The 17,918-nt window shown below is 62.4% G+C and carries 16 protein-coding genes and 1 tRNA gene; 10 read left to right on the forward strand and 7 right to left on the reverse strand.

Going from position 1 to position 17,918, the window contains the following annotated elements; all coding sequences use genetic code 11:
• Nucleotides 1–20: 20 nt before the first annotated feature.
• Entirely contained in the window at nucleotides 21–638 is a 618-nt protein-coding gene (locus K3172_RS11055; protein WP_221590009.1) for a hypothetical protein, read from the reverse strand.
• A 124-nt stretch (nucleotides 639–762) separates the two neighbouring features.
• Here K3172_RS11055 and K3172_RS11060 point away from each other — a divergent pair, with 124 nt between their 5' ends.
• Complete coding sequence (locus K3172_RS11060; protein ID WP_221590011.1) at nucleotides 763–3,072, forward strand: ATP-dependent helicase; 2,310 nt, start codon at nucleotides 763–765, stop codon at nucleotides 3,070–3,072.
• A gap of 51 nt (nucleotides 3,073–3,123) precedes the next feature.
• On the forward strand, nucleotides 3,124–4,656 hold the full coding sequence (locus K3172_RS11065; RefSeq protein WP_425594704.1) for a M20/M25/M40 family metallo-hydrolase: 1,533 nt from the start codon (nucleotides 3,124–3,126) through the stop codon (nucleotides 4,654–4,656).
• Here K3172_RS11065 and K3172_RS11070 read toward each other — a convergent pair.
• The 3 genes from K3172_RS11070 to K3172_RS11080 all read right to left on the reverse strand — a co-directional run bounded on the left by K3172_RS11070 (nucleotide 4,649) and on the right by K3172_RS11080 (nucleotide 7,598).
• Nucleotides 4,649–5,470, reverse strand: coding sequence for a sterol desaturase family protein (locus tag K3172_RS11070; protein ID WP_247718146.1), 822 nt, complete (start codon nucleotides 5,468–5,470; stop codon nucleotides 4,649–4,651). The genes K3172_RS11065 and K3172_RS11070 overlap by 8 nt on opposite strands.
• A gap of 49 nt (nucleotides 5,471–5,519) precedes the next feature.
• Nucleotides 5,520–6,902 carry a DEAD/DEAH box helicase gene (locus K3172_RS11075; protein WP_221590015.1) on the reverse strand — a complete coding sequence of 461 codons (1,383 nt, stop codon included), beginning with the start codon at nucleotides 6,900–6,902 and terminating at the stop codon, nucleotides 5,520–5,522.
• A 126-nt stretch (nucleotides 6,903–7,028) separates the two neighbouring features.
• The gene (locus K3172_RS11080) at nucleotides 7,029–7,598 is read right to left on the reverse strand and encodes a hypothetical protein (protein ID WP_221590017.1); all 570 of its coding nucleotides are present in this window, start codon (nucleotides 7,596–7,598) and stop codon (nucleotides 7,029–7,031) included.
• Nucleotides 7,599–7,753: 155 nt separating this feature from the next.
• Here K3172_RS11080 and K3172_RS11085 point away from each other — a divergent pair, with 155 nt between their 5' ends.
• From K3172_RS11085 to K3172_RS11105, 5 genes are all read left to right on the forward strand, one after another.
• Nucleotides 7,754–9,202 carry an FAD-binding oxidoreductase gene (locus K3172_RS11085; protein WP_221590019.1) on the forward strand — a complete coding sequence of 483 codons (1,449 nt, stop codon included), beginning with the start codon at nucleotides 7,754–7,756 and terminating at the stop codon, nucleotides 9,200–9,202.
• A 66-nt stretch (nucleotides 9,203–9,268) separates the two neighbouring features.
• The gene (locus K3172_RS11090) at nucleotides 9,269–10,057 is read left to right on the forward strand and encodes a SapC family protein (protein WP_221590021.1); all 789 of its coding nucleotides are present in this window, start codon (nucleotides 9,269–9,271) and stop codon (nucleotides 10,055–10,057) included.
• 19 nt (nucleotides 10,058–10,076) lie between these two features.
• Entirely contained in the window at nucleotides 10,077–11,051 is a 975-nt protein-coding gene (locus K3172_RS11095) for a PDZ domain-containing protein (protein ID WP_221590023.1), read from the forward strand.
• 81 nt (nucleotides 11,052–11,132) lie between these two features.
• Nucleotides 11,133–12,170 (forward strand): mannose-1-phosphate guanylyltransferase, encoded by a 1,038-nt coding sequence (locus K3172_RS11100; RefSeq protein WP_221590025.1) that lies wholly within the window; start codon nucleotides 11,133–11,135, stop codon nucleotides 12,168–12,170.
• A complete protein-coding gene (locus K3172_RS11105) occupies nucleotides 12,167–12,964 on the forward strand; it encodes a class I mannose-6-phosphate isomerase (protein WP_221590027.1) in 798 nt (265 codons plus the stop codon). Before K3172_RS11100 ends, K3172_RS11105 begins: the two co-directional genes overlap by 4 nt.
• 204 nt (nucleotides 12,965–13,168) lie before the next feature.
• On the opposite strand, the gene K3172_RS11110 is transcribed toward K3172_RS11105, so the two are convergent.
• Nucleotides 13,169–14,008 carry an N-formylglutamate amidohydrolase gene (locus K3172_RS11110; RefSeq protein ID WP_247718147.1) on the reverse strand — a complete coding sequence of 280 codons (840 nt, stop codon included), beginning with the start codon at nucleotides 14,006–14,008 and terminating at the stop codon, nucleotides 13,169–13,171.
• Nucleotides 14,009–14,267: 259 nt separating this feature from the next.
• Between K3172_RS11110 and cpdR the strand changes: the two genes are divergently transcribed.
• The 3 genes from cpdR (at nucleotide 14,268) to K3172_RS11125 (ending at nucleotide 15,439) form a co-directional block, all read left to right on the forward strand.
• On the forward strand, nucleotides 14,268–14,657 hold the full coding sequence (gene cpdR / locus K3172_RS11115) for a cell cycle two-component system response regulator CpdR (RefSeq protein WP_221590031.1): 390 nt from the start codon (nucleotides 14,268–14,270) through the stop codon (nucleotides 14,655–14,657).
• A 79-nt stretch (nucleotides 14,658–14,736) separates the two neighbouring features.
• Nucleotides 14,737–14,811, forward strand: a tRNA-Val gene (locus K3172_RS11120).
• A gap of 352 nt (nucleotides 14,812–15,163) precedes the next feature.
• On the forward strand, nucleotides 15,164–15,439 hold the full coding sequence (locus K3172_RS11125) for a hypothetical protein (protein ID WP_221590033.1): 276 nt from the start codon (nucleotides 15,164–15,166) through the stop codon (nucleotides 15,437–15,439).
• Nucleotides 15,440–15,770: 331 nt separating this feature from the next.
• Here the strand turns inward: K3172_RS11125 and K3172_RS11130 are convergent, their stop codons facing one another.
• Entirely contained in the window at nucleotides 15,771–16,706 is a 936-nt protein-coding gene (locus tag K3172_RS11130; RefSeq protein WP_425594705.1) for a formylglycine-generating enzyme family protein, read from the reverse strand.
• A complete protein-coding gene (locus K3172_RS15760; RefSeq protein WP_345725648.1) occupies nucleotides 16,703–17,899 on the reverse strand; it encodes a sulfatase-like hydrolase/transferase in 1,197 nt (398 codons plus the stop codon). Before K3172_RS15760 ends, K3172_RS11130 begins: the two co-directional genes overlap by 4 nt.
• Between the last annotated feature and the right edge of the window lie 19 nt (nucleotides 17,900–17,918).

Genomic DNA, 17,918 nt, shown 5'->3' on the forward strand with positions numbered 1-17,918 from the left:
CGCGCGAGTTTGACGACTGATCAGTTGTCCGGCTGCTCGGCCGGCAGCTTGCCCTTGATTTCGCTCGCGGGGCGACCCGGCCAGTATTCGAGCGGGCGATTGCCGGTCTTGTTCTTTTCCCAGCTGTTGATGCAGCCATCCTGCTGGTTCGGCGTGCAGACCGGAAGGTCAGCGCCAGCGGTCGGTGCCTGGTAGCCCGCCGGTGTCGTCTGAGTAACTTCGCGGCTGACGAAACGCGGGCTCTGCGTGCTTGCCATAGCGGCGGCCGAAGTCGAAGCCATCGCGGTGGTCGAAGCCGAAGCGGCAGGCGTATTTGCATTCAGCTGCGCCGCGATCTGGGTCCATGCCTGCGCACGTGCGTCGGGCGTCATTTCATAGATACGAACCCGCTGCTCGTCGTTGAGCACCCACCAGCCGTCGATCTGGGCCGGCGTCAGCGTCCAGTAGTATTCCTGCACGCCATAGGGCCAAGCATCGTATGCGCTCTGGCGCTCGGCAGGCCAGCCGTCGTACATGCCCTGCTGGCTATCGGTCAGCACATAGACATTGCCATTGGAATCGACGGCGACGTCCTGGCCGACGGCGGGGACTGCGGTGAAGGCCAGCGCTGCTGCGCCAGCGAGGATAAGATTACGCATTGGAGATCACTCCGTTTGTGATTGTCATTGGGGCATTTACGCAGAACGGGTCCGATGAGTTCCGTGAGGGGCTTGGGCCGGGGCTTGTGCTCCGCATCTTCGTTCCCTAGCTGTTCTGCACCCCATGTCTGATCTGCCAACCACCCAAGATAATCCCGGAAACGGGCCGATTCCGCCCTATGCGGAGCGTCTCAACGCGCCCCAGCGAGAGGCCGTTCTGACGACCGAGGGGCCAGTGCTGATGCTGGCAGGCGCCGGTACGGGGAAGACGGCTGCACTCACCGCAAGACTGGCACATCTCGTCGCGACACGCAGGGCGTGGCCGTCCGAAATTCTGTGTGTCACCTTCACCAACAAGGCCGCGCGCGAAATGCGCGAGCGCGTCGGGCGCCATATCGGCGATGCGGTCGAGGGCATGCCGTGGCTGGGCACCTTCCATTCGATCGGCGCACGGATGCTGCGCCGCCACGCCGAACTGGTCGGCCTGCAGAGCAATTACACGATCATCGACACCGACGACCAGTTGCGCCTGCTCAAGCAGCTGATCCAGGAGGACGGACTTGACGAGAAACGCTGGCCACCGCGCCAGCTCGCAGGGCTCATCGACCGCTGGAAGAACCGCGGCCTCAACCCGGGCGATCTCGATGCGGCGGAGAACGAGGCCTATGCCAACGGCCAGGGCGCGAAGTTCTACACGCTCTACCAGGAGCGGCTGAAGGCGCTCAACGCCTGCGATTTCGGCGATCTGCTGCTCCACATGCTCAACATCTTCCGCCAGCACCGCGATGTGCTGGAGCAATACCAGCGACGCTTCAAATACATCCTCGTCGACGAATACCAGGACACCAATCAGGTCCAGTACCTGTGGCTCCGCCTGCTGGCGCAGGACCGCAAGAACATCTGCGTCGTGGGGGACGACGACCAGTCGATCTATTCATGGCGCGGCGCAGAAGTGGCCAATATCCTGCGGTTCGAAAAGGATTTTCCCGGCGCGGCGGTGATCAAGCTGGAGCAGAACTATCGCTCCACCCCGCAGATTCTCGCGGCGGCATCGGGCCTGATCGATGCGAACAGCGAACGGCTCGGCAAGACCCTGTGGACCGAGCTTCCGGCGGGCGAGAAGGTGCGCGTGGTCGGCGTATGGGACGGGCCTGAGGAAGCGCGCCGGGTGGGCGAGGACATCGAGCGGCTGGAGGCGGAAGGTGCCTCTCTCGACGAGGTCGCGATCCTCGTGCGCGCCCAGTACCAGACCCGCGAGTTCGAGGACCGCTTCATCGCCATCGGCCTCAACTACCGCATCGTCGGTGGTTTCCGCTTCTACGAACGCGCGGAAATCCGCGATGCCCTCGCCTATCTGCGCGTGATCGAACAGCCGGCGGACGACCTCGCCTTCGAGCGCATCTACAACCAGCCCAAGCGGGGCCTCGGTGCCAAGACGCTCGAAGCGATGCGCCGCCATGCGCGGCGCATCCAGGCACCGTTCGCCGCCGCCTCGCTCGATCTGGCCGACAGCGACGAACTCCCCGCCCGCGCCCGCAACACACTGGTCGGGCTGCTCGGCCAGTTCGTGCACTGGCGCGAACAGGCGGACAAGGTCACGCCTTCCGAGCTGCTGCGCATGGTCATCGCCGAAAGCGGCTACGAGGAGATGCTGCAGAAGGATCGCAGCGCGGAAAGCGCGGGGCGGCTGGAGAACCTGTCAGAACTCGCCCGCGCGATGGAGGAATACGAGACGCTGACCGATTTCCTCGAGCATGTCAGCCTCGTGATGGACAATGACGCGCGCGACGATGGCGAGAAGCTGACCATCATGACCATGCACGCCGCCAAGGGGCTGGAATTCGATCATGTTTTCCTGCCCGGCTGGGAGGAAGGCGTGTTCCCCAGCCAGCGGGCAATCGACGAAGGCGGCCTAGCCAGCCTCGAGGAAGAGCGCCGCCTCGCCTATGTCGCGATTACCCGCGCCAAGCGGCGGTGCACCATCTTCCACGCCGCAAACCGGCGGATCTACGGCCAGTGGACCAGTTCGATCCCAAGCCGCTTCATCGACGAGCTTCCCGAAGAGGCGATCGAGCGCGAAACCACCATGAGCGGCGGCGCGTCGCTGTGGCGCGCGAACTGGACGGAGACCGACGATCCCTTCGCCCATGTTTCGACCAGCCGCCCCGACCGATCGACTGCGCGCGGTCCCGGCTGGCAGCGCGCGCTTGCGACTGGATACGATACCACTCCCAAGCGCCTCGCCGAACCGGGCCGCAGTGCCGCCAGCTTCGCCGCCAAGCCCCGCAGCGACATCGCCATCGGCGCGCGGGTGTTCCACGACAAGTTCGGGTACGGCGTCGTCACCGACCAGGAAGGCAACAAGCTGACCATCGAGTTCGAGAAGGCTGGCGAGAAGCGCGTGCTCGACAGTTTCGTTAAGCTCGCCGACTAGCTTGCAAGCCGCCACCGGCCAGTGCATCCCTTGCGGAACAGGGAGACTGCCATGACCGGAATGCCCGACCTCGCTATCGACCGCCGCACGCTGTTGCGCTCTTCCATGCTGCTGGGCGCCGGGGCCGCGCTCTTCCCGCAGGCTGTTTTCGCCCGCAAGGACGCGCGCGCCGCCATCCGCTCCGCTGCCGCAGCGAACAAGGCTGCCGACATCAAGCGCATCCAGGACTGGATCGCCCTACCCACCATCGCGGCGGAAAACCGCAATGTGCCCGAAGGCGCGGCCTATATGGAAGAACTCGCGCGGTCGGCAGGTTTCACCGGCGTGCGGCAGGTGCCGACCGACGGCATACCCGGCGTCGTCGGCTTCATGGACAATGGCGCGCCGCGCACGCTCGGCATCTACTTCATGTACGACGTGAAGCAGTACGACCCCGCAGAATGGTCGTCCCCGCCGCTCGAGGCGCTGATCGTCGACAAACCCGACTGGGGCAAGGCGATCATGGGCCGCGGCGCGGTCAACCAGAAGGGTCCGGAAGCGACCTTCCTGGCCGCGCTCCACGCCATGCGAGACGCGGGCGTTACCCCGCCCGTCAACATCGCGCTGATTTGCGAAGGCGAGGAGGAAATCGGCAGCCCCAACTTCCGCCAGATCGCCGAAACGCCCGACGTGCTCGCTGCCCTGCGGAAATGCGAAGGCATCTTCATTCCCGCCAGCTGGCAGGGCCCCAATGGCGCGGTGAACGTCAATCTCGGCTCGAAGGGCATCGTCGAACTCGAACTAGTCGCGAGCGGCGAAAAATGGGGACGCGGGCCCACGGGGGACATCCATTCGAGCCAGAAGGCGGCGGTCGATTCGCCCGTCTGGCGGCTCGTCCACGCGCTCAATACGCTGGTCACGCCGGACGGCAATACTGTCGCGATCGACGGCTGGTTCGAAAACGTACGCCCGCTGACCGAGCGCGAGAAGGAGCTGATCCGCAAGGCGGCTGACGCCGGCGATGAAGCGCGCACCAAGGCCAGCCTCGGCATCACCCACTGGATCGACGACCTGTCCTTCGAAGACGCCTTGATCCGCCTGGCCGAACAGCCGACGGTCAATATCGAAGGCCTCGTCGCGGGCTATACCGGACCGGGCGGCAAGACCGTGCTGCCGGGCAGCGGGGTCGCCAAGATCGACCTGCGGCTCGTTCCGAACCAGACCCGCGAGGAAGCTGTGCGCAAATTGCGCGCGCACCTCGATGCGCAGGGTTTCCCGGATGTCGAGGTCAATGTCTCGGGCGGCTACGACCCCACCGAAACCGACGAGAACAGCCGCCTGATACAGGCCCAGCTCGCCACCTATCGCGCGATGGGTGTCGAGGCGACGCTCAATCCGCGACTCGCCGGCTCCTGGCCGGGCGCGACCTTCACCGCGCCGCCCGTCTCGATCCCTGCGGGCCACTTCGGGCTCGGCCACGGCTCGGGCGCGCATGCGCCGGACGAATATTACGTGGTGGAATCGACTAATCCAAAAGTCGCGGGGATAACCGAGGCGACAATGGGTTACGTCGAGATGCTCTACCAGCTGGCGGCTATCAGGTAAGTTCGGCGGTCGATCCCGGCTCGCGCGCTGCCTCGCGGTAGCGGGCTTCCCACGGGCGCATGAGTTCGCCCCAAATCCCGCGCGTCCCTTCCTCGATCCCGGTCTCGCAGTTGAGGTAGGGCTTGGGATTGCACCACGTGCCGAACAGCTTGTCCCACAGGGTCACGGTATTCCCGTAATTCGTGCCCATCAACTCCTCGTCGCGGATATGGTGGAGCCGATGCGCGGCGGGCGACATCAGCACTTCGCCGAACGCGCCCAGCGTCCACGGCACGTCGGCATGGATAAAGTGTCCCCACCAGCTGCGGATCAGGATGGCGCCGAGGATCGCCCAAGCCGGCAGGCCAAGCGCAACGACCAGCGACGTATCGAACAGCGCGGAGATCACCTTCGCGACCGGATGCTTGCGCTGGACCGAGAGCCAGTGGATCGCGGTGTCAGCGTGATGGGTCGCATGATAGCGCCATAACTCGCGTGTGTGTTCGAGCCGGTGGCGCCAATAGGCGACGAGATCGATCAGCAGGATGCCGACCAGCAAGGTCAGCAGTTCGGGCACGCTGTCCCAAAACCCGCCGAGATAACCCGATCCGTCGAGAAACGTCGCCAGCGCCAGCGTGGGAACGGCGAAGAGCGGGCCGATGATCAGCGAATTGACCGCAGCAAGGCCCAGATTGGTGCCGGCTTCCCTGCGGCATGCCATGACCGACGCGACGATCTTCTGGCGCTTCATCACCAGCGCCAGCACGGCAAATGCGGCGAAATAGATCGCCAGTTCGCGCAGGAATGCGATCACGGGTGCGGGCAGCATGTCCATGCCGCCCCTCATGCCCGATCAGGGTAAACCTACCGTAAAGAGTGCAGCCTCAAAGCGCCGAAACGTCGAGAAAACCCGGCACCGGACCATTCCAGTCGCCAGCCTCCTGGGGCTGCGCGGCGTGGCTCTCTGCCGGGACCTTCTTTTCCGGCTTCTTCGCGCGGGGCTTTTTCGGCGCCTCGTCCTTGACCTTGCGCTCGTCCTTGGCCTTGCCCTCCGACTTGGACTTGCGCTCGGGCTTGGCCTTCTTCGGCTCGGGTGCGCGCTCATCGGCCGTCTCGGCTTCCGGTTCGGGCACCTTCAGTTCGACGCGGACGTCGTTCTTGCCGAAGACGGGGATTTCCGCCCCGGTCAGCTTCTCGACATTCTCGATCGCCTCGCCGTCTTCTTCGGCGACGAAAGTGAAAGCGCGGCCCTTGGCACCCGCGCGGCCCGTGCGCCCGATGCGGTGCACATAGTCGTCCGGGTGCCACGGCGTGTCGAAGTTGAACACATGGCTCACGCCCTTGATGTCGAGCCCGCGCGCAGCGACGTCGGAGGCGACGAGGATGTTCACCTCGCCCTTCTTGAAGCGGTCGAGTTCCTTCAGGCGGCTCGACTGGTCCATGTCGCCATGAATCTCGCTGGAGGCGAAGCCGTGGCTTTGCAGGCTCTTGTTGAGCTCGCGCACGGTGGTCTTGCGATTGGCGAAGATGATCGCGGTCTCGACGAGGTCGTTGCGCAGCAGCCAGCGCAGCGTGTCACGCTTCTGGCGGCTCTTCACCGGCACCTTGAAGGCGGTGATGTCCTTGTTCGTCGTCGCCGCGCGGCTCACTTCGATTCTCTTGGGATTGCTGAGGAATTTCTTCGCCAGCTTCTCGATCGGCGGGGGCATGGTGGCCGAGAACAGCATGGTCTGGCGCGTCTCGGGCAGCTTGTCGCAGATGAATTCGATGTCGGGGATGAAGCCCATGTCGAGCATGCGATCGGCCTCGTCGATGACGAGCAGCTCGCAACCGTTGAGCAGGATCTTCCCGCGTTCAAACAGATCCATCAGGCGACCCGGGGTCGCGATCAGGACGTCGACGCCTTCGTTGAGCGCCTTGACCTGGTCGCCCATCTGCACGCCGCCGATCAGCAGCGCCATCTTGAGATCGTGATACTTGCCGTATTTCTCGAAATTCTCGGCGACCTGTGCCGCGAGCTCGCGGGTCGGCTCGAGGATCAGCGAGCGCGGCATCAGCGCGCGGCGCCGGCCGGCTGCCATGATGTCGATCATCGGCAGGACGAAGCTGGCCGTCTTGCCCGTGCCGGTCTGCGCGATGCCGATGATGTCCTTCATCATCAGCACGGGCGGAATGGCCTCGCGCTGGATGTCGGTCGGCGTCGTGTAGCCGGCCTCGTCAACCGCCTTGAGCAAGTCTGGTGAAAGGCCGAGATCGGCGAAGGTCATGCGCGTCGAAATTTCCCTGGGTAAGCTGCCGACAACAAGCCGCGCGTCCGCGACATCGACTGGCCGCGCCCTTTGCCCGTTCGGGCTCGAAAGTCAAGGTTTGCTGCCCTGCGCGGGAAGGTTGGGTCAGTCGCGTGGCCGAACGGCAACGAGCTGGTTCATCCCCGAAATCCGGCATTTCGCACCGGCGCGCGACATCAGGCGGTCGCGATCGACGCAAAGCTGGCCGTCCTCGCTGCGCTCCATGTAAAAGCCGAGGTAGAAATCGCGCGGGCTGCAGGCCTTTTCGAGCCGGGCCGAGATCATGCTGCGATCGCGCATGTAGATGATGAGACGGCTGCCGCTATCCGACACGCCAACGATCCCGCTTGCCGGCAGGCAGCGCCCCATCGGGCGCTCGACCAGGCGAGCGGGCACCGCCCGCTGCGGGAGGTCGGCGAGCAGGCTGTCACGCGCCCGGCTCGGCTGTGGGCTTACGCGCAGGATGACGCGACTCTCGATGCGAACCTGGTTGGCCACCGGTACTTCGCCCGGATCTACCAGGGCGTTCCATTCGGGCAGGCGGTCCGACAGCGCGGATTGAGAGACAGCCGGCGCTTCGCCGCGGCCCTGATGAACGGTCTCACCCTCCACCGGTGCGCCCGAGGGCGTCACCAGCGGCAACAGCAAGGACATCATGGCGGCAACAAACGGCATGGGCGCGGTCGAACTGCTCCTGTGGTGCCGGCGAACTCGCCGACGCTGCGTCGGATGCCCCCTTGCGCCCGGACGGTTGAATATCGGCTTAATTGATCGCGCCCATATCGCAAGACGGTGGCAATCGCTCGCCAACCTGTGGCAAGGCTGCCGCAATGTCCGAGACACAGCCTTTCATCGACGCGGCCCTCGCCCTGCTCGGCCCACGCGGCTTCACCACCGATCCCGAGCTTGTCGGCCCGTGGCTCACCGACTGGCGCGGGCGCTACACGGGCAAGGCAATCGGCCTCGCCTCGCCCGCCTCCACAGCGGAGGTGTCAGCTCTGGTCAAACTGTGCGGTGAGCACGGCATTCCCGCCGTACCGCAGGGCGGGAACAGCGGAATGTCGGGCGGTGCCACCCCGGATTCGAGCGGAAATGCCGTGGTGCTGTCGCTGCGCCGGATGGACCGGATCCGCGAACTCGACGCCCAGGCGCGGCAGGTCACTTGCGATGCCGGCGTGATCCTCCAGACGCTGCACGAGGCAGCCGAAGAGCAGCGCCTGCGCTTCCCACTCACGCTCGGCGGCAAGGGTTCGGCAACGATCGGCGGCCTCATTTCTACCAATGCGGGCGGCACGCAGGTACTGCGCCACGGGACGATGCGCGCGCAAGTGCTAGGCCTCGAGGCCGTATTGGCCGATGGGTCGATCTTCGACGCGCTGACGCCGCTCAAGAAGGACAATCGCGGCTTCGACCTGAAGCAGATGCTCATCGGCTCGGAAGGAACCCTCGGGATCGTGACCGCGGCGACGCTGCGCCTGCTGCCCGAGACCGGGGGCCGCGTGGTGGCTTGGGCCGGCCTGCCCTCGATCGCTGCCGCTCGCCGGCTTCTGCTGCATTGCGAGACACTTGCCGGCGACAGCCTCGAAGGGTTCGAGGTGTTGCCGGCGCACTGTCTCGCCTCGGTGCTGGCCCACATGCCGGATGCGCGGGCGCCCCTGGCGGGCCATCATGCATGGCACGCGCTGATCGAACTGGTCGCTCCGCAGGGCGGCGAGGAGGCGACGCGCGATCGCGCCGAAGCCATGCTCGCGCAGGCCATGGAGCAGGACCTTCTCGAAGACGCCGTCATGGCCGCAAACGAGGCACAGGCGGAGGCCTTCTGGCTGATCCGCGATTCGATCGCCCCGGCAGAGCGCGCTATCGGGCCCGCGATGCAGCATGACATCTCGGTGCCAGTCGCAAAGATGGCCGATTTCGTCGAACAGGCCGCGCCGGAGGTCGAACGCCATTTCCCGGGCACGACGGCGGTCGGCTTCGGCCATCTGGGTGACGGCAACATCCATTTTCACGTCCTGGCGCCCGCAGGATCGGTACGCGGCGAATGGGAGGCAAGCGACGGCAAGCGGATCAGCGGTTTCGTCCATGATCTCGTCACACGGTTCGGCGGGTCGATCAGTGCCGAACACGGGATCGGCCAGATGAAGCGCGACGAACTGGGCCGTCTCGGCGATCCGGTCGTGCTGGCGCTCATGCGCAGCGTGAAGCAGGCGCTCGATCCCCGTGGATTGCTCAATCCGGGCAAGCTCGTCCCGCTTGCGAAAGATGCCGCAACGCCCTAAAGCGCCCACCTTCCCGCGCGCGCCCGACGGCGTGCTCGCCCAATCCAATGTTTCCGGAGAGTTTCCATGGCCAGCGCGCCGCAGCCGAACCTGCCCCTTTTCTACAACGACCTGATGCCGCTCAACAGCAACGATCACGCGAATTTCAAGACGCGTGCGATCGAACTGGCCCCGTGGCTTGCCAAGCAGCACGCAGTTCCGCTCACGGTCGATGAATTCATCCAGGCGCAGCGCCAGCTGCCGATCGTCTTCTCGTCCGGCGAAAACTCGCTCCCGCTGGCGCTGTTCGGACTGAACGAGGGCGTGAACACCTATGTCGATGAAACCGGCAAGGTCATCGAACAGGTTTACCTGCCGGCCTACATCCGCCGCTACCCGTTCATGCTCGCCCGCCTGCGCCCGGATGCGGAAGAGCTCTCGCTCTGCTTCGATCCCACCGCGGAATCGGTCGGCGAGTTCGAAGACGGCGAACCCTTCTTCGATGGCAAGGAGCCGGCACAGGCGACCAAGACCATCCTCGAATTCTGCGAAAGCTTCGAACAGGCTGGCCAGCGCACCCAGGCCTTCATGAACGAACTCAAGGAACACGGCCTGCTGATGGACGGCGAAGTCGCCATCCAGCGCCCCGGCGAAGACAAGCCGTTCGTCTATCGCGGTTTCCAGATGATCGATGCCGAAAAGCTGCGCGGACTGCGCGGCGACCAGCTGCGCAAGTGGAACGAGAGCGGTCTGCTCCAGCTCATCTACGCACATCTCTTCTCGCTTGAGCAGATGCGCGTCATTTTCGCGCGTCAGACGAGCCAGGGCACGGCTCCCCAGCCGCAGGCCCAGTTGAACGGTGTCCCGACTGCCTAAGGCAAGCATATCAAGGGGGGTGGCCGGGCTGGTCCTGGCCGCCCTTTTTGTTGCGCACTCTCCGGTTTCGGCCGAGGGACCTTCCGCGCAGCGCGAACTCTATCCCCTAGAGATCTTCCAGCATCGCGAAGACCTGCTCTTCCGGGTCGGCTACCGTCTCGCCACGGCGAATGCTCCGTTCTGTTCCGACACGGTTGCCGCGTCCGGCCTGCTGTTGCACGATGCCGAAGCCTACGGCGAACCGGCCGCCGTCAGGGCATTGTTCGGCCTCGACGGAGATATCGGCGTCCAGTCAGTCGCCCCCGCCTCGCCGGCCTATCTCGCAGGCATTCGTCAGAACGACACGATCGTTTCGCTGGGCGGTGAGCCGATCACCGGGAAATGGCCGCCGACCGAGCCTCGCTGGCAGAGGGGCCATGCCCTCCACGCCGCCATCGATACCGCGCTGGCAAAAGGCTCGCTCAGCATAGGTTGGCGCTCAGTCAACGAAGAGATCGCCACGCGAGAAATCCAGCCAGTGCGCGCCTGCGCCTCGCGCTTCGAATTGATCGATTCCTCCAAGGGAGCCAGCGCGGATGGCAAGCGGGTTCTGGTCGGCGAGAACTTTCCCGGCTTTTCCTACCCTGAGGACGAGTTCGCCGCGGCGGTGGCACATGAGATGGCGCATAATCTGCTCGGCCATCTGACCTTGTTCGAAAAAACCGGCCGCAAGCGCAGCCTCGTCAGACTGTCCGAGCGCGATGCCGACCGGTTGATGCCGTGGCTCCTCGCGAATGCCGGCTACAATCCCTCCGCGGCCATTCGGTTCATGGAGACTTGGGGACCGCGGCATGGCGGCGGCATCCTTCGCAAGCGCACCCATGACGGCTGGGACGAGCGGGTGGAATTTATCGAGGAAGAACTGGAAAAGATCGAGTCCGCCGAGCGCGAGAGCGGCTCAGCGGACTGGCAGGCGAACTTCCACCCTTTGCTTTCGCGCCGCTCATTCAAGTAGTGACTTCAAGCTTGGCTCGTCTAAGGAGAGCACCCTGAGACAAAGACCGTCTCATGCAATGCAGTTGTCGAGGAGTTTTCGATGCCAAGAATTGTGCCGGTTGTTCTTTGCGGAGGAAGCGGAACCCGGCTTTGGCCAAGAAGTCGGGCGGAGCGGCCCAAGCCGTTCATACCTCTCCTGGGCGAGCGGACCTTGTACCAAGCGACCCTCGATCGTTGCGCAAACAGGACGGTGTTCAGCGCACCCATCGTCGTTGTCGGCAAAAAACACCTTCAATTCGCAAAACCGCAAGCACATGACATCGCGGCGGATGCTCAATTCATCGTCGAGCCTATAGGGCGTAACACAGCGCCAGCCATCGCTCTTGCAGCATTGGCGATGGATCCGCAGGATGTGATGCTGGTATGCCCCAGCGATCACCACATTATCGATAAGGCCGCTTTCGTAGACGCCGCCAAATTGGCTGCTGCCCTCGCGAGCGATGATTGGCTCGTTTCATTCGGTATTGAAGCGACCGCCCCGGAAACCGGCTATGGCTACATCCGCAGAGGCGAGGCGCTGGGATCAGGTTTTCGCGTGCACAGTTTCGTGGAGAAGCCCAATCTCGAAACAGCCCTGACGTTCCTCGAAGATGGCAACTACGCCTGGAACGGTGGGATTTTCGCGTTTCGCGCCGGACACTTCATCGATGAGCTTGCAACCTATCGCCCTCAACTGCTCGCCCAAACCGTAAAGTCCTTTGATGCAGGCATCCGCAAGGACACGTCCTTCGAGCCAGATGAGTCCCTGTTTGCCGACGTTCCCGGGGAATCAGTGGATTATGCCGTCATGGAAAACACGGATCGCGCGGCTATGGTCGACGCGCAGATCGGATGGTCCGATATCGGCAATTGGGATGCCTTGTACCAGAAGCGGAAGGCCGACACAGAGGGCAACGTGATAGTGGGCGGGGGTGAAATCATAGATGCGTCCGGAACGATGATCGATACGGATGGGCCCCATGTGACGGTCATCGGCGTCGAGGACGTGATCGTCATCATTGATGGCGATGACGTGCTGGTCACGGCTCGCAGCGCCGTCCAGAGCGTGGGCCAGGCACGGAGGGTCAAGGCACTATGATCCGCAGGCTTCCGCGGGGGTTCGTCGAAAAGGTATGGGGTGTCGACCGGCTGCCCCCCCCCTTCCCCCACCCTTCGGAAAGCCGCATTGGCGAAGTCTGGTTCAAGCCTCCGGCCGAACTCGATCAGCTCCTTGTGAAGTACATCTTCGCAAGTGAGAGACTTTCCATACAAAACCACCCCGATGATGAGCAGGCGGTAAAACTGGGGCTCGGCCGCGAGGGCAAGAGCGAATGCTGGGTAATTCTTGACGCGGATGAAGGAGCGACAATTGCCGCTGGCTTCCGCGAAACCTTGTCGAAGGAGGAAGTTCGCAGGGCAGCCGTGGATGGCTCTATTGTTGAAGACCTCGTCTGGCATGAAGTCCGGCCTGGTGACGCTTTCTATATTCCCGCCGGCACAGTGCACGCCATTGGCGGCGGGGTAAGCTTGATCGAGGTACAACAGAACAGCGACGTCACATTTCGCCTGTTCGATTACGGAAGGCCTCGGGAACTGCACCTCGATCAGGGGGTGGCAGTCGCAGATCTCGCTCCCTACCCCGAAAGGTTCCGCACGCGAATGAATGATGACTGCGGCGTTATCGTCGACGGCCCGCATTTCCGGCTTACCTACGCCAGAGCCGGGATCACTCCCCCCCAGCCTCTCGCAGGTCCAGCACTAGTAATACCATTCTCGGGAAGGCTGCTGATTGACGACGAGTGGGTTGAGGCCGGGGAATGCGTGCTGGTAGCTGAGCTGACAGATATGGCCTTGGAGGGTTCAGGGCTCGCATTGATCGCTCAAGCGATGTGACAAGCGACGAAGCGCTCTTCTTGCAAGGCGAAGCATCGTCCGGGCCGCGCGATCCATCCCTTGAACGAGCTAGCTGCATCACCATTTATGGCATGCCGGGCGATGCTTCCCTCATGGCTCGTTCGGCAATGCACGTGAGTGCATTTCCTCCCTGAACCTTGGCACCCCGCGATATCTTCACGCGGGGTGTTTTTTGTCGGGCAGTTATTCCGCCGCCTGTGACAGACGCGATGAAGGGCCGAGTTGCAGCACCTCATTGCCGAGGGCCTCGACGAGCCCTGCAACCAGCCGTGCGATGGCGGGCAAGCGCGCGCTGGTTTGGTCAAGCCGCGCGTCGAGATATAGGCTGCGGCAGATTTCCACCTGGATGGCATGAATACCTCGCATGGGCTGGCCATAGCGATCTAGCATGTGCCCGCCAGAATAGGGCCGGTTATGGGCGACGCGGCGGGCGTGGCCGGCCAAGTACCGCATGGCGAGGTCCGCCAGTCCCGCATCGCAAGCCGCGCCGAAGCGGTCACCCACGACAAATTCGGCCGGGAGTTGATCCGGCGAAGAGGACCTAAGCGGCGGCATCGAATGCAAATCGAGCAGCAGCGCCGCCCCGTACGCGTCACGCAAACGCTCCAACTCCCGCCCGAGCGCCAGATGGTAGGGCGTGTAGATCGCGGCGATGCGCCTGTCGATTTCCTCGCGAGCGATCGGATTGCGCCAGATTTCCCCCATGCCCGAAACCCGGCGAGGAATGAGTCCAAGCCCGTTCCTTGACCTGCGGTTGACCAGCGAGTTGCGCGTGGCGCGCGGGCGGCTGCCAGTGACCATACCCCAGTCGATATCGTCGGTCGACCGATTGAGGTCGATCATGGCCCTCGGCGCATGCGCCAGCAGGCAGGACACCTGGGACCGCCGCGCCGCCAGCTTGCCTACCTCCCCGACATGGCGATCCTCCAGCCTCAAGCGCACCTGGGCCGGATCGCGAAGGGCATCTATTATCGCATCGGGATAGGCGGTCCCACCGTGGGGTATCGCGATGAGGATCGGCAATCCGCGCGACGTCTGTCGCCAGAGACTATAGGCAGGGGCCGCGATGCAGCCTGGAATGTTCCCGCCGGTCTCATCCGCACTTCTGTCCACGTGGTTCTTCAAGTCGAATCCTGAGAGATATGCCTCAACCATAGAGGCGGCGGAGCTTGGAGCAAGGGGCTTCGGCCGGGCTCGCCTACGCGAGATGCCCCACCCAAAACCTTTGCGCTCCGATTGGATTCTACATGGTTTTTTAAGCGCTCGGCTTTAGGATGGTGGCATGACCGGAAACGCCACCCAGAAGATCTTGCTAGCCGAAGACGACGACGCGATGCGTGTCTACCTTGCACGCGCCCTCCAAAACGCTGGCTACACCGTCGATTCGGTCGATCGTGGCACTGCCGCACTCCCATTGCTTGAACAGGGCGACTACGATCTCCTGTTGTCGGACATCGTGATGCCCGAAATGGACGGTATCGAACTGGCCCAGCGGTGCAACGAACTCAGCCCAGATACCAAGGTCATGTTCATCACTGGCTTCGCGGCCGTAACCCTGAAGGCCAGCCGCGAGCAGCCGCATGCGAAAGTGCTGTCGAAGCCCTTCCACCTGCGCGATCTCGTGCTTGAGGTGGAACGCGCCCTCGAAGAAAAAGTTAGCGCGCGCCTATAACGGGCCATTTGGCCTTGCGCGGTTTCTGAAGGCTCGCTAAAGGACCGCCCTGCTCCGCAACCGGGGCCGTTCGATGCGTGGGCGTATAGCTCAGTGGTAGAGCACTGTGTTGACATCGCAGGGGTCGGAAGTTCGAACCTTCCTACGCCCACCATCCACACCAGGAGCCGTGAACAAGCCCGCCCCCATTGAGGCGGGCTTTTTTATGTCACTCCAATCAAATATCTGGAGCGGGGTGTGCACCGAACCGTTGCAACCAGTTGCACCAATCGCATTACCGGCAACGTAAAATGGGTTCGTTTGGAATTGTATCAGCTGGAGAACGCATGACTAGCGATAGACAGATCGCAGCTAACCGCCGGAACGCGCGGAGAAGCACTGGGCCTCGCACAGAAACAGGCCGTGCGATCAGCAGCAGAAATGCCGAGCGACATGGGGTTCTAAGTGAGAGAGTCGTCTCGGACATCGAGGATAGCGAACTATACAGCAATATGCTCTCGGCACTCATGGCCGAATACGATCCAATGACCGAGACTGAAACGCTTCTGGTCGAACGACTGGCGAACCTATTTTGGCGAGAGCGACGGCTTATCCAGGCAGAGAGATCCGAGCTCAATATGCCGAACGGTGACCCAAACGCGATCGTAATTGGGACCAGTGCCGCCTTGCCGATGGGGCAACAATTATTGATTGGTCGATATCAAAGTATGCTTACAAATCAAATATCTTCAACAATAATGCAAATTCAAAGAATTCAAAATAGCCTTCACTCTGATTTGTAACACTAACACTAACATCATAAAACATCGTTAAATAAATAATTCTTAATCCATAAACTTATAACCATTGCTCATTAAAGATCCCATCTTTTAGATGAAATTTTATCCCAAAAACCTACTTTCGTTCTTAATAGGTCACGTCCAAATTTGGAGTTGGCGTATGCTCAGTGGTGAGCAATAGGCTGACAACACAGTGGTCGGAGGGTCGAACCTTCCTACCTCCATCACCCATTCTCCGTAACCGGGAATAAGAGCAGTCTCTCAGTCGCCTGCGGTCGAGCGACAGGCTTGGGGTACTAGTCTGGCAGACGAATGCGTCGCCGGCTTTTGCGTCTCATTCTTCCACTTTGTCATACACCAGTCGAAAACCGACATGTCCGGTTCCAAGGCTGGTGTCGCGCGCCTGCCGCGCCGAGGGTCGATAGCGCTGACAATAATTCGCGGCACAAAGATAGCTGCCCCCCTTTATGACCCTGCCCAGCGTCATATCGTCCTCGTAGAAATCGCTGGTCATTTCCCACACGTTGCCGACCATATCATACAGGCGCCTTACATTCGGCGCGAAACAACCTACTGGCGCGAGGCCTTTGAAGCCATCTTCGCCCGTATCAACAGCTGGGAAAAGTCCGTGCCAGGTGTTCGCTTGCGTGGGCTGGGTCCGGCTCGGCGGATCACTCGGGGCGGCCGCGTACTCCCATTCCGCTTCGGTCGGGAGCCGCCCTTTGCTCCAGCGCGCAAAGGCCGTCATGTCGTCGTATGTGAGGTGAACGACCGGTTCGTCGTCCCGTGCAACCGGACCGTCCGGGCCATGAGGCTTGAGCCAATATGCACCGGGGACATAGGTCCACATGCCTTCCGCAGACCGTGGAGCCGAACGGGGCGGCATGAAAACTGCCGAGCCTGGCTTGAGTAGTTCTTCCGGTACCTGCTCTGCGGGCACACCGAACAGTGATGGATCGACCGGCTTCTCGGCGCCCGTGACATAGCCGGTTGCGTCAACAAAAGCTGCGAATTGCCGGTTGGTAACTTCATGCGGATCGATCCAGAAGCCATCGACATGCACGCGCCGTCGCGGTCCTTCCTCCGGATACGCCTTGTCGTCACCCATCATAAAAGTGCCGGACTCGATCCGCACGGGTGTGTCGTCCAGTTTTGCGCACGTCACCGCCTCAGGTAGGGCATCCGACGTGGCCGCGGAATCGCATGCTGCCAGCACAAGTGTGGAGAGCCCGGCCAAGCAGACTACGGCCCATCGCAATCGCGACCTCATTTGGTCTGGCCCGTCCTTTCCAGAAGGATCGGGCGCAGGATATCCTTGACCCACTTGAATTCCGGGTGACTGGCAAGATTGTTCCATTCATTTGGGTCGTTCACTTCGTCGTAGAGTTCTTCCCCGCCATTCTTGGAAAGCGTGTAGCGCCACCCCTCCGCCCTTACGGTATGGTTGCGCCGGGACGGGTCCGCCAGATCGCGATCGCTGATCAATCCGAAGTTGCTGGAAATTGCCAGGGACCTGCGGCGAAGTGCCGGAGCTTGATAGTTTCTTAGCACAGGCGCAAGACTGAGGCCGTCGAGGGCCGGAGCGCCGGAGGCGAGCGGAACGTCAGGCAGTCCGCCCAGCTCGACCAGCGTAGGATACAAGTCAACGAGCGACACCGGCAGGTTCGTCGTCGCGCCTCTTGAACCAGCATATTGGTTTCGCGGATCGACAATGATGAAGGGCACGCGTGTCGACTCGTTCCAAAGCGTTTGCTTGCCCCAAAAACCCTTCTCCCCAAGATGAAACCCGTGATCGGACGTGAACACGATAATAGTGTTGTCCCGGAGCGAAGGGTTTGCATCGAGCGCGTCGATGATCTTGCCGATCTGGACATCGATCTCGTAGACCGCGGCAAGGTAGGCAAGCACCATGGTCTTGTGAAGGCGGTCCTCGCTCGCCGCAATCTGCGATCCTGCGTGGACGATGTCCGGGATTGTCGCGACGCTGCGACCGCCTGCCAGGATGTCGTTGTAGGTCTTCCTGCCGTCCCCGAAATTGGCATCGCTCGGTATGTCGGCGCGATCTCCCGCGAGGATCGGAGGCAAGAGGACATCATCGACCGACTTGATTCCGTTCACGGCGATCACGCGATCGATAAACTCGTCCGGCATGTACATGGCGCCATGCGTCTTGGTGAGTCCGAGCATCATGAAGAAGCTCCGCCCGCCGATTGGGACCGTTGCGCTGTAGGCTGAGTTGCTCTGTGGAACGCCGCGGATCAGATCCGCTGCCCAGTTCGCGATTTCCTCGTCAGTGAGGCGCGATCGATTGCCTTTGCCGTCGTCCTCGAAGAGCCCTGAAGAGTCTGCAAAGCCGGTGTAACTGTAGCCAGCCGGATATGTACTGTTCATCCCCGAGCGAAACTCGACACCCACCGAAGTGCGTCCGATGCCGTGGGCCCAGAACTGGATCTGCTGGGGCAAGGATGGATTCGAATTCCAG

Source organism: Qipengyuania proteolytica, assembly GCF_019711565.1.
In the GTDB taxonomy this organism is placed as follows: domain Bacteria; phylum Pseudomonadota; class Alphaproteobacteria; order Sphingomonadales; family Sphingomonadaceae; genus Qipengyuania; species Qipengyuania proteolytica.

What these genes read in the sequence shown, in the direction of transcription:
- K3172_RS11070 (WP_247718146.1), bottom strand. Translation starts at nt 5,470, where the DNA reads ATGGACATGCTGCCCGCACCCGTGATCGCATTCCTGCGCGAACTGGCG.
- cpdR (WP_221590031.1), top strand. Translation starts at nt 14,268, where the DNA reads ATGACCGGAAACGCCACCCAGAAGATCTTGCTAGCCGAAGACGACGAC.
- K3172_RS11060 (WP_221590011.1), top strand. Translation starts at nt 763, where the DNA reads ATGTCTGATCTGCCAACCACCCAAGATAATCCCGGAAACGGGCCGATT.
- K3172_RS11065 (WP_425594704.1), top strand. Translation starts at nt 3,124, where the DNA reads ATGACCGGAATGCCCGACCTCGCTATCGACCGCCGCACGCTGTTGCGC.
- K3172_RS11105 (WP_221590027.1), top strand. Translation starts at nt 12,167, where the DNA reads ATGATCCGCAGGCTTCCGCGGGGGTTCGTCGAAAAGGTATGGGGTGTC.
- K3172_RS11055 (WP_221590009.1), bottom strand. Translation starts at nt 638, where the DNA reads ATGCGTAATCTTATCCTCGCTGGCGCAGCAGCGCTGGCCTTCACCGCA.
- K3172_RS11130 (WP_425594705.1), bottom strand. Translation starts at nt 16,706, where the DNA reads ATGAGGTCGCGATTGCGATGGGCCGTAGTCTGCTTGGCCGGGCTCTCC.
- K3172_RS11080 (WP_221590017.1), bottom strand. Translation starts at nt 7,598, where the DNA reads ATGCCGTTTGTTGCCGCCATGATGTCCTTGCTGTTGCCGCTGGTGACG.
- K3172_RS11125 (WP_221590033.1), top strand. Translation starts at nt 15,164, where the DNA reads ATGGCCGAATACGATCCAATGACCGAGACTGAAACGCTTCTGGTCGAA.
- K3172_RS11090 (WP_221590021.1), top strand. Translation starts at nt 9,269, where the DNA reads ATGGCCAGCGCGCCGCAGCCGAACCTGCCCCTTTTCTACAACGACCTG.
- K3172_RS11085 (WP_221590019.1), top strand. Translation starts at nt 7,754, where the DNA reads ATGTCCGAGACACAGCCTTTCATCGACGCGGCCCTCGCCCTGCTCGGC.
- K3172_RS11075 (WP_221590015.1), bottom strand. Translation starts at nt 6,902, where the DNA reads ATGACCTTCGCCGATCTCGGCCTTTCACCAGACTTGCTCAAGGCGGTT.
- K3172_RS11100 (WP_221590025.1), top strand. Translation starts at nt 11,133, where the DNA reads ATGCCAAGAATTGTGCCGGTTGTTCTTTGCGGAGGAAGCGGAACCCGG.